Origin of the sequence: Rubrivivax benzoatilyticus JA2 = ATCC BAA-35 (assembly GCF_000190375.1) — a bacterium.
Lineage (GTDB): Bacteria > Pseudomonadota > Gammaproteobacteria > Burkholderiales > Burkholderiaceae_C > Rubrivivax > Rubrivivax benzoatilyticus.
In genome coordinates, this window is the sequence record NZ_AEWG01000066.1 from 1 (window position 1) to 9304 (window position 9304).

7 protein-coding genes are annotated in these 9304 nt (G+C 71.5%); 1 reads left to right on the top strand and 6 read right to left on the bottom strand.

Annotated elements, in window-relative coordinates:
* The 6 genes from RBXJA2T_RS07315 to RBXJA2T_RS07340 all read right to left on the bottom strand — a co-directional run.
* A partial coding sequence (locus tag RBXJA2T_RS07315) for a LysM peptidoglycan-binding domain-containing protein (protein ID WP_009856701.1) occupies window positions 1-498 on the bottom strand: 498 nt, incomplete at its 3' end.
* Between the two features lie 93 nt (window positions 499-591).
* Entirely contained in the window at window positions 592-3315 is a 2724-nt protein-coding gene (gene ppdK / locus RBXJA2T_RS07320; protein WP_029718901.1) for a pyruvate, phosphate dikinase, read from the bottom strand.
* Between the two features lie 109 nt (window positions 3316-3424).
* Window positions 3425-4138, bottom strand: a complete 714-nt coding sequence (locus RBXJA2T_RS07325; RefSeq protein ID WP_009856703.1) for a c-type cytochrome — start codon at window positions 4136-4138, stop codon at window positions 3425-3427.
* Window positions 4139-4164: 26 nt separating this feature from the next.
* Window positions 4165-4773: a c-type cytochrome gene (locus RBXJA2T_RS07330; protein ID WP_009856704.1), complete on the bottom strand. Its 609-nt coding sequence runs from the start codon at window positions 4771-4773 to the stop codon at window positions 4165-4167.
* Window positions 4773-7562 carry an MtrB/PioB family outer membrane beta-barrel protein gene (locus RBXJA2T_RS07335; RefSeq protein WP_009856705.1) on the bottom strand — a complete coding sequence of 930 codons (2790 nt, stop codon included), beginning with the start codon at window positions 7560-7562 and terminating at the stop codon, window positions 4773-4775. The genes RBXJA2T_RS07330 and RBXJA2T_RS07335 overlap by 1 nt, the downstream gene beginning before the upstream one ends.
* Before the next feature lie 26 nt (window positions 7563-7588).
* A complete protein-coding gene (locus RBXJA2T_RS07340) occupies window positions 7589-8557 on the bottom strand; it encodes a DmsE family decaheme c-type cytochrome (protein WP_009856706.1) in 969 nt (322 codons plus the stop codon).
* A 403-nt stretch (window positions 8558-8960) separates the two neighbouring features.
* Here RBXJA2T_RS07340 and RBXJA2T_RS19740 point away from each other — a divergent pair.
* A partial coding sequence (locus tag RBXJA2T_RS19740) for a helix-turn-helix domain-containing protein (protein ID WP_138938809.1) occupies window positions 8961-9304 on the top strand: 344 nt, incomplete at its 3' end.

Genomic DNA, 9304 nt, shown 5'->3' on the forward strand with positions numbered 1-9304 from the left:
CTTCAGCCGCGATTCGCGGTAGGCGCTGGCCCCGCGCCGGTCCAGCGCCTCGACACGCAGGCGGCTGCCCGGCTCGACGAGCAGCCGCGAGCCGTCGTCCAGCCCCAGCACCGCCGAGGACGAGCGTGCGCCGGTGACGATCTCGTCGCCGGCGGCCACCTGTTCACCGGAGGCCAGCGGCCGCGGCGCCTCGCCGGCGCGGCGCAGTTCGACCTCGCCGTGCACGAACAGGACGTCGGCCTGCACCGGCTGCGCGCGCAGCCAGGCCACGGGGATCTCGAGCGGGCGCCCGACCGGCAGACGGCGCGGCTCGGCAACCTGGTTGCGCTGCTGCAGCGCCTGCCAGCCGATGCCCGGCGCGAGCAGCCGCGCCTGCAGCGCGATCAGCGTGTCGCCGGGGCGCACGCGGTAGGTCCAGACCGGCCCTTCGGCCGCCGCATGGGCGCTGCCGGCCAGCGCCAGAAGCGCGAGCAGGCCGGTCAGGGGAGCGCGGTGCATCGGGGGGGACGACATGCCGTTCGACGAACGGCCGCTGGCCGTCCCGTGAGGTTGCCGGGAGTCTGTCGGCGGGGCCTGTTCGGCATTCCCGGTTCAGGCCGCGATCGCGGCCTGGGCCGCGGCCAGCCGCGCGATCGGCACGCGGAACGGCGAGCAGCTCACGTAGCGCAGCCCGGCGCGGTGGAAGAACGCGATCGAGGCCGGGTCGCCGCCGTGTTCGCCGCAGACGCCGAGCTCGATGTCCGTCCGCGTCGCCCGCCCCTTGGCGACCGCCATCTCGACGAGCTGGCCGACGCCCTTCTGGTCGATCGAGCGGAACGGGTCGTGCTCGTAGAGCCCGAGCTTCAGGTAACGCGGCAGGAAGCTGCCCGCGTCGTCGCGGCTGAAGCCCATCGTCATCTGCGTCAGGTCGTTGGTGCCGAACGAGAAGAACTCGGCGCTGCGCGCGATGCTGTCGGCCATCAGCGCGGCGCGCGGCGTCTCGATCATCGTGCCCAGCATCCAGTGCAGCGTCTCGCCGCGTTCGGCGAACACCTGCTCGGCGACGCGGCGGATCACCGCGGCCTGCTGGTCGAGCTCGCGCACCGTGCCGACCAGCGGCACCATGATCTCGGGCACCACCGCGGTGCCGCGCGCCTTGGCGTTGAGCGCCGCCTCGAAGATCGCGCGCGCCTGCATCTCGGTGATCTCGGGGAAGCTGATGCCGAGCCGGCAGCCGCGGTGGCCCAGCATCGGGTTGAACTCGTGCAGCTCCTCGACACGCAGCTTGATGCGGCCCAGCGACACGCCCATGTCGCGCGCCATCGCCAGCTGGCCGGCGTCGTCGTGCGGCACGAACTCGTGCAGCGGCGGGTCGAGCAGGCGGATCGTCACCGGCAGCCCGTCCATCTCGCGGAACAGGCCCTCGAAGTCGCCGCGCTGGATCGGCAGCAGCTTGGCCAGCGCCTTGCGGCGGCCGGCCTCGTCGTCGGCGAGGATCATCTCGCGCACCGCGAGGATGCGGTCGCCCTCGAAGAACATGTGCTCGGTGCGGCACAGGCCGATGCCGGTGGCGCCGAACCTGCGCGCGATGGCGGCTTCCTCGGGGGTGTCGGCGTTGGTGCGGATCTCGAGCCGGCGGTACTTGTCGGTCAGCGCCATCAGCTTGCCGAAGTCGCCCGACAGCTCGGCGTCGCGCGTGGCGATGCGCCCGGCGTAGACCTCGCCGGTGGAGCCGTTCAGCGAGATCCACTCGCCTTCGGCGTAGACGGTGCCGTCGATGGTCATCGTGCGCGCCTTCAGGTCGACGTGCACCGCGCCGCAGCCGCTGACGCAGCACTTGCCCATGCCGCGTGCGACGACCGCGGCGTGCGAGGTCATGCCGCCGCGCGCCGTCAGGATGCCCTTGGCGACGCTCATGCCGCGCAGGTCCTCGGGCGAGGTCTCCTGGCGCACGAGGATCACCTCGCGGCCGCGCTGGGCCCAGGCCTCGGCTTCGTCGGCGAAGAAGACGATCTGGCCGGTGGCCGCGCCCGGCGAGGCCGGCAGGCCGCGCGCCAGCGGGGCCGCCGCGGCCAGCGCACGCGGGTCGAAGATCGGGTGCAGCAGGTCGTTCAGGCGGTCGGGCACGACCCGCTCGAGCGCCGTCTTCTCGTCGATCATGCCCTGCTCGAGCATCTCCATCGCGATGCGCACCATCGCCGCGCCGGTGCGTTTGCCGTTGCGCGTCTGCAGCATCCACAGCCGGCCTTCCTGGATCGTGAACTCCAGGTCCTGCATGTCGCGGAAGTGGTTCTCCAGGCGCGTCTCGGCCTCGATCAGCTGGCGGTACAGCTCGGGCATCAGCTCCTCGAGCGAGGGGTACTTCTCGGCGCGTTCGGCCTCGGAGACGAGGGCCAGCTCGGCCCAGCGCCGCGAGCCGACCAGCGACACCTGCTGCGGCGTGCGGATGCCGGCGACGACGTCCTCGCCCTGCGCGTTGACGAGGAACTCGCCGTTGAACAGGTCCTCGCCGGTGCCGGCGTCGCGCGTGAAGGCGACGCCGGTGGCGCTGTGGTCGCCGAGGTTGCCGAAGACCATGGCCTGCACGTTCACCGCCGTGCCCCAGGACTCGGGGATGTCGTTCAACTCGCGGTAGACGCGTGCGCGGTCGTTGTTCCAGCTGTCGAAGACGGCGACGATCGCGCCCCACAGCTGTTCCCAGGGATCGGTCGGGAACTCGCGGCCGATGCGCGCGCGGATCAGCGCCTTGAAGCGCGCGACCAGCTCCTTCAGGTCGGCGGCGTCGAGCTCGGTGTCGAGCTGCACGCCGCGGGCCTCCTTGACCATGTCGATGACGACCTCGAACGGGTCGTGCTCTTCCTTCGACACGGGCTTCAGGCCCATGACGACGTCGCCGTACATCTGCACGAAGCGGCGGTAGGAGTCCCAGGCGAAACGTTCGTTGCCGGCCTTGCGCGCCAGGCCCTCGACGGCCTCGTCGTTGAGGCCGAGGTTGAGGATGGTGTCCATCATGCCGGGCATCGAGGCGCGTGCGCCGGAGCGCACCGACAGCAGCAGCGGGTCGGCGGCGTCGCCGAAACGTTTGCCCATCTCGGCCTCGATCGCGGCGATGCCGGCCAGCACCTCGGCGCGGATCATCTCCAGCACCCGGTCGCGGCCGAGCGTGGTGTAGGCGGTGCAGGCTTCGGTGCTGATCGTCAGCCCCGGCGGCACCGGGATGCCCAGGCGGCACATCTCGGCGAGGTTGGCGCCCTTGCCGCCGAGCAGGTTCTTCATTCCGGCGGCGCCTTCGGTGCACCGGGAGCCGAACAGGTAGACGTATTTCGTCGCGGGCATGGCCGACACCTCTCGCACGGCCGGCGGCAGCCAGCCTCGCCGGCCATTCTGCGCAACGCCGCCCGCGCGTCCAGCCCCGCGAGCGCAGGGCGGCCGCGGCGACGTTTGCTCAGGGGGCGCTCGGCAGGCGCGAGACGTAGTCGGCGACGGCGGCCAGATCGCTGAACGAGAAGGTCCGGATGGCCTCGACCATGCGCGGGTCGGCGTTGCCGCGCACGCCGTCGCGGATGTAGACCAGCTCGCGCAGCAGGTACTCGTAGTGCTGGCCGTTGAGCCGCGGGTAGAACCGGCCCGCCTCGCCGCCGCCGCCGACACCGTGGCAGCTGGCGCACTCCCGCTCGTAGATCCGGCGGCCCTGGGCCAGCTCGGTGCCGGCGCCGCGGCCGTTGTTCGGCGGCGAGGGCAGGGCCGACAGGTACGAGGCGATGTCGACGATGTCCTGCGTGCTGACCATCGCCTCGTCGATGAACGGGCGCATCTTCGGGCTGAAGCGGCGCCCGGCCCGGATGTCGAGCATCTGCTTGACCAGCACCGTGGCGTGCTGGCCGGCCAGCCGCGGGTAGCTGCCGTCGGTGCGGCCGAGCGCGCTCGGCAGGTGGCAGCCCTGGCAGACCTCGTAGGCGACGACGCCGCGCGCCGGGTCGCCGCGCAGGCCCAGGGCCTTCAGGCGCTCGGCACGTTCGGCGTCCCAGGCCGTGGCGGCGCTCGCCAGGTCGGAGGGCGAACCGGCGCCGGCCGGCGCGGCGATGGCGGGCGGCAGGCTGCCCAGGCTCGCCCAGGCGAAGGCCAGCGGCGCGAGGCGGCCGGCAAGACGGATCCTCATGCGCTCTCCTCGGGTGTCGGCCGCGTTCATGGCTGCGTCGCCAGGTACTCGACGACGGCGGCGATCTCGTCGTCGCTCAGCCGTTCGGCCACCGTGCGCATCACCTTGGCCTTGTCGTTGCTGCGGCTGCCGGTCTTGAAGGCCTTCAGCTGCGCCGCGGCGTAGGCCGGGTGCTGGCCGGCCAGGCGCGGGAAACGTTCGTTGCCCATGCCGCCGGGCTGGTGGCAGCCGATGCAGGCCGGCACGCCGGTGCCGGTGTTGCCGTCGTTGAAGATCGCCTGGCCGGCCGTGACCAGCGCCTCGTTGTCGGGTTTGTTCGGCGTCGCCGCCTGCGCCGCGTAGTACGCCGCGATGCGCGGGATGTCGGCCTCCGGGATGTGCTCGAGCACCGGCGCCATGACGTCGTTCTTGCGCTTGCCGGCGAGGAAGTCGCGCAGCTGCTTCTCGAGGTAGATCGCCTGCTGCCCCGCCAGGCGCGGGAAGAACGGCACGACGCTGTTGCCGCCCGGCCCGTGGCAGGCGGCGCACAAGGTCTCGACGCTGGGGGGCGCGCCGTCGGCCAGGCCGGTGCCCGGCACGACGACGGCCGCCGCGACGGCCAGCAGGCGCCGCCAGGAACTGCGCACCGACGCCATCAGAACATCACCCCCAGCATGACGCCGAACATCGTCGCGCGGTAGCTCTGCGGGCCGGTGTCGAGGTAGGTCTGCTGGTTGTTCGACGGTGTCGGGTTCTCGGCGACGCCGTCGTAGTGCCAGTCGGCTATGCGGGTGATCTCGTGGCGCAGCAGCCAGCGGCTGTAGACCTTGGGCGTGTGCGTCACGACGAGGTTCAGGTCCACCGCGTGCTGGCGGTAGCGCAGGTCGGGCAGCCCCGAGCCGATGAGCGCCAGCGCTGCGAGCTGGGCCTCGGTCGGTGCGCCGCTGGTCACCAGGCCCAGTGCCGCGGCGTTGTAGGTGTAGGCGGTGCTGGTGCGGCCGCTGACATAGCCGTAGTGGGCCTCGAAGCGCCAGCGGCCGAACTCCTGGCGCAGGCCGAGGCCGGCCGAGCGCGTGTGGTCGTCCTGCTCCACGGTCCAGCGGCGGCTGTTCGGGTACAGCGGGCTGAAGTCCGAGGCGCTGCCGCACAGCTCCTCGAAGTTCGCGCCGGTGACGACGCCGCTGTTGCCGACGACGGTGATGCCGGCGGCCAGCTGTGCCGGCGTCGGCGTCGCGGTCGTGCTGATCGAGCCGTCGCTGTAGAAGTAATAGGTGCTGCCGAGCACGCAGGCGTTGGTCTGCAGGCCGGCCTGCGACATCTGGCTGCGCTGCAGGCCGACCGTCGCCGAGACCCAGGTCACCGGCGTCGGCTGCCAGTTCCAGTCGCCGTTGAGCGAGTGCAGCTGCTGCGTGCCGCCGCGGCCGTAGGACGAGCCCGGGTAGCGCTGCGTGCGCGCCAGCGCCGCCACCGAGACGTCCATCGTGTCGCTCAGCGCGCGGTTGAAGCGCAGGTTCAGCGTCGCGGTGTCGCGGTCGGCGAGGTCGAACTTGCGCATCAGGTCGCTGGTGTGGATCCAGCTCGCGACGTTGATGCCGTTGACGCTGGGCAGCGGGCCCAGCGAGGAGCTGTAGAAGGCCTCGTAGGGGTCGGCGTTGTAGGTGCTGCCGCGGCGGCGGGCGAACTCCGCCGAGGCGCGCAGCGTGCCGCCGGCCATCGCGCGGTCGACCCAGCCGGCCTTCAGCCGGTCCTCCCAGGTGCGCTTGCGCTCGCGGTTCTCGCGCTGCACGGTCTCGCGCTCGAGCATCAGGTTCAGGTTGCGCGAGCGGCCCAGCCGCCAGTCGCCGGACAGGCTGGCGTTGTCCTGCTTCAGGCCGTACTGCGGCGCGCCGATGTTGACGTTGCCGGCGCTGGGCACCAGTTCCAGCGCCTTGATCGCCTCCAGGTCGCACAGCAGCGTGTTGTAGGCGGTGGCCGGCGTGCCGGCCGGGTTCTGGCCGGCGGTGGCGTTGGGGATCGCGAACACCGCGCCGCTGCCGTCGTTGATCAGCCGGCCCCACTGGCCGGTCAGCGGATTGCACGCCCAGTACTGCGGCGACTTGTCGATCGTCTCGTAGCGGCGCAGCTTGCCCTTCAGTTCGAGCTCGGCCAGCGGCTGCATCGAGACGCCGAAGTCGTACAGCCGCGAGTCGATGCGGCGCTCGGCGCTGTCGCGCTGCAGCGAGGCCAGCGTGTCCCAGGCGCCGCCGGCCACGCCGTTGACCGTCGCCCCGGCGTACTGGGTCATCGGGATCAGCGCATCGTCCTGGCGCGACGACGACAGCGAGACCACGCCCGTCAGGCGCGTGTTGGCGAACTCGGGAATCGCGTGCGCGACCTCGCCCTTGAGGTTGTAGAAGTCGTTGTCGGGCGGCAGGTCGAAGACCGCGCGCGGGAAGCTGGCGATGCCGTTGACCGGCGCGACGAACAGCGGGTTCTCGACGGTCAGCGTGTCGAGGTTGTTGCGGAACAGCGAGGCCGACAGCAGCACGTTGGCGCTGGTGCGTTCGTTGTTCCACTGCAGCCCGGCGTGGACCTCGTGGGTGTCGTAGTCGATCGGCTCGGCGGTCTCCAGGCCGCCGGTGCCGCCGCCGCCGCCCATCACCATGCCGAAGGGGCGCGCGCCCTCGCGTTTTTCGCTGCTGAAGCTGGCGAACAGCTTCAGCGACTCGTCCAGCGGCAGGTCCAGCCGCATGCCGCCCTTCTGGCGCAGCAGCGACAGCGTGCGCAGCGGTGCGGCCAGCGCGTCCTCGCCGATCGCGATGTCGGTGCTGGCCGCGGTTGCCGGGGCCGTGGGGCCGGCAGGCAGGCGCGACAGCGTCAGGCGGTCGCTGCCGATGCCGTCCCAGAGGCTGCGGTAGCCGGAGGTGAAGACGTGCGGCGTCTCGTTGTAGAACAGCTTGAGCCGCCAGCCGTTGTAGCGGCCGGCGGTCAGCGCGGCGAAGCCGTCGTCGCGGCCGAGCGAGGCGGCGCTGAGGTCGAGGTAGTGGCGTCCGTCGGCGCTCTCGCCTTCCAGGCGCAGGCCGCCGAGCACCAGCCCGGAGCCGAAGTCCTTGTACTCGCGGAACTTGGCGGCGCCGGCGTTGCCGTCGACCTTCAGCCCGCCGCCCTCGACCTGGCCGCGCCAGCGCCAGCCTTCGCCCTCGGCGGGCTCGGCCACCAGCGCCGGCTGGGCGTTGAGCAGGCCGGTCGGGTTGCGCTTGACGCCGCCGTCGCCCATGCCGTCGGGGTCGAGTGCCGGGACACGCAGCCCGGCGCCGGGCATCAGCAGGTTGCCGGTGCTGGTGTCGGTGCCGACGCCGGAATCGGCGCGCGCGGGTGCCGCGGCCATCTGCGCGAGCGCGCTGCCGATCAGCAGGCCCAGAAGGCGGCGTTGGCCGCGGCGGTCGCGCAAGGTCGTGTGACGCATGGGACGGACTCCTGGTGATGAAGGGCTCAGCGCTGGAAGCGCGCGCCGGCGGGGTGGTTGCTGCCGTGGATCTGCACATGGCAGTTCTGGCAGCTGCGGCCGACCATGCGCTGGCTGGTGGCGCCGCCGGGCAGCTGGCCGGCACCGGCGGTCTGGTTGGCGCGGAAGAAGTTGTTCGGGTGACCGACCGACGGGCTGTGGCACTGCTGGCACAGCTGCGGCCGTGACGCGACGAGCAGCTTGTCGTGGTTGCTGCCGTGCGGGCTGTGGCAGTTGGTGCAGCTCTCGCGCACCGGCGCGTGCTCCCAGAGCATCGGCCCGCGCTTCTCGGCGTGGCAGCTGAAGCAGACGTTGTTGGTGCTGTCGGCCTTGAGCAGCGGGCGGGTCGTGCTGCCGTGCGGGTTGTGGCAGTCGACGCAGCTCACCTTGCCCTCGGGCAGCGGCATGTGCGAGCGCTTGTTGAACTCGGCACGCTGCTGCTGGTGGCAGCGCGAGCAGACCTCGTTGATCGTGTTGCGCGCCAGCAGGCTGTTGGTCGAGACCTTCTGCATCGGGTTGTGGCAGTCGGCGCAGCCCAGCTGGTTGCCGGCGTGCACCGAGCCCGGCCAGTGCAGCCGGTTGCCGCCCTTGTGGCAGCCCAGGCAGGACTCGTTCTGCCTGGCCACCGGCGTGTCCCAGCCCTTGGTGAAGCCGATGATCAGGTCCTTGTTCTGGGTGTCCTTGGCGTGCAGCGAGCCCGGGCCGTGGCAGGCCTCGCAGACCTGGCGCTCGCGTTCGTTGCGCGGGTTGCTGCGGAAGGCCTTGGCGTGCAGCGTGTCGCTGTAGTGCAGGTTCTCCTGGCTGTGGCAGCCCAGGCAGGCCTTCTCGCCGATCGGCGTGGCCTCGGGCCTGAACACCGCGGGCGCGCTGGCCACGGCGGCGGCCAGCGGCGCGGTCTGCGACTGCGCCTGGGCGGGTGTGCCCGGCGCGAGGCAGAACAGCAGGCCGGCGAACATCCACGCTGCGCGTGAGCGCCATCCCCCTCGGCTCGAACCCTTGGCGTCCATGTCTCCCCCGTTCTTCGTGCTGCCTGCGGGAGAAGATAGGGATCCCCAGGCGGCTGGCTTGTCCGCGGCTGAACCGCGTCTTGACTGCAACTGAAGCGATGGGGGCCGGACTTTCCCCGCCCCGGCGGCGCTTGGGCCATGGGTCAGCGCGGCAGAACCGATCCCGCACTGGCGATGGCGCTGAACTGGCGGTGCATGTCGGTGCTCGGCGAGGCCCGAGAGGCGCAGAACCGCTCGTCGGACTGACCGGAGCCTCCCTCTCGGAGGGAGGCTGTATGGACCGCGGACATCGGTGACAGGTGTGCGAGGACATAGGTGACACTTTTTCCTGCCTAGCCAGCGGAGAACGAAGTTGCCGTGGAGCGCAGTCACCGTGAAGGATCAGAGACAGGAGTTCGTCGGTCTGGCCCGCCAAGCGGATGCGAACGTCAGTGAGCTGTGTCGCCGGTTCGGGATCAGCCGCAAGACGGGCTACAAGTGGCTCAGCCGCGAGGACTTGGAGGACCGATCCCGTCGCCCATGCCATTCGCCATCTCGCACAGCGCAGGAACTGCAGGACCAGGTGTTGGCCGTTCGAGGCGAGCACCCGGCGTGGGGTGGCCGCAAGATCGCCCATGTCCTGGCTCGCGACGCAGGTGTGCGCATCGCAGCGAGCACGGTCAACTCGGTGCTCAAGCGCCACGGCTTGATCAGCCG

Bases quoted from the DNA above. Each gene is read 5' to 3' on its own strand.
- ppdK (WP_029718901.1), bottom strand. From the start codon at position 3,315: ATGCCCGCGACGAAATACGTCTACCTGTTCGGCTCCCGGTGCACCGAA.
- RBXJA2T_RS07325 (WP_009856703.1), bottom strand. From the start codon at position 4,138: ATGAGGATCCGTCTTGCCGGCCGCCTCGCGCCGCTGGCCTTCGCCTGG.
- RBXJA2T_RS07330 (WP_009856704.1), bottom strand. From the start codon at position 4,773: ATGGCGTCGGTGCGCAGTTCCTGGCGGCGCCTGCTGGCCGTCGCGGCG.
- RBXJA2T_RS07335 (WP_009856705.1), bottom strand. From the start codon at position 7,562: ATGCGTCACACGACCTTGCGCGACCGCCGCGGCCAACGCCGCCTTCTG.
- RBXJA2T_RS07340 (WP_009856706.1), bottom strand. From the start codon at position 8,557: ATGTTCGCCGGCCTGCTGTTCTGCCTCGCGCCGGGCACACCCGCCCAG.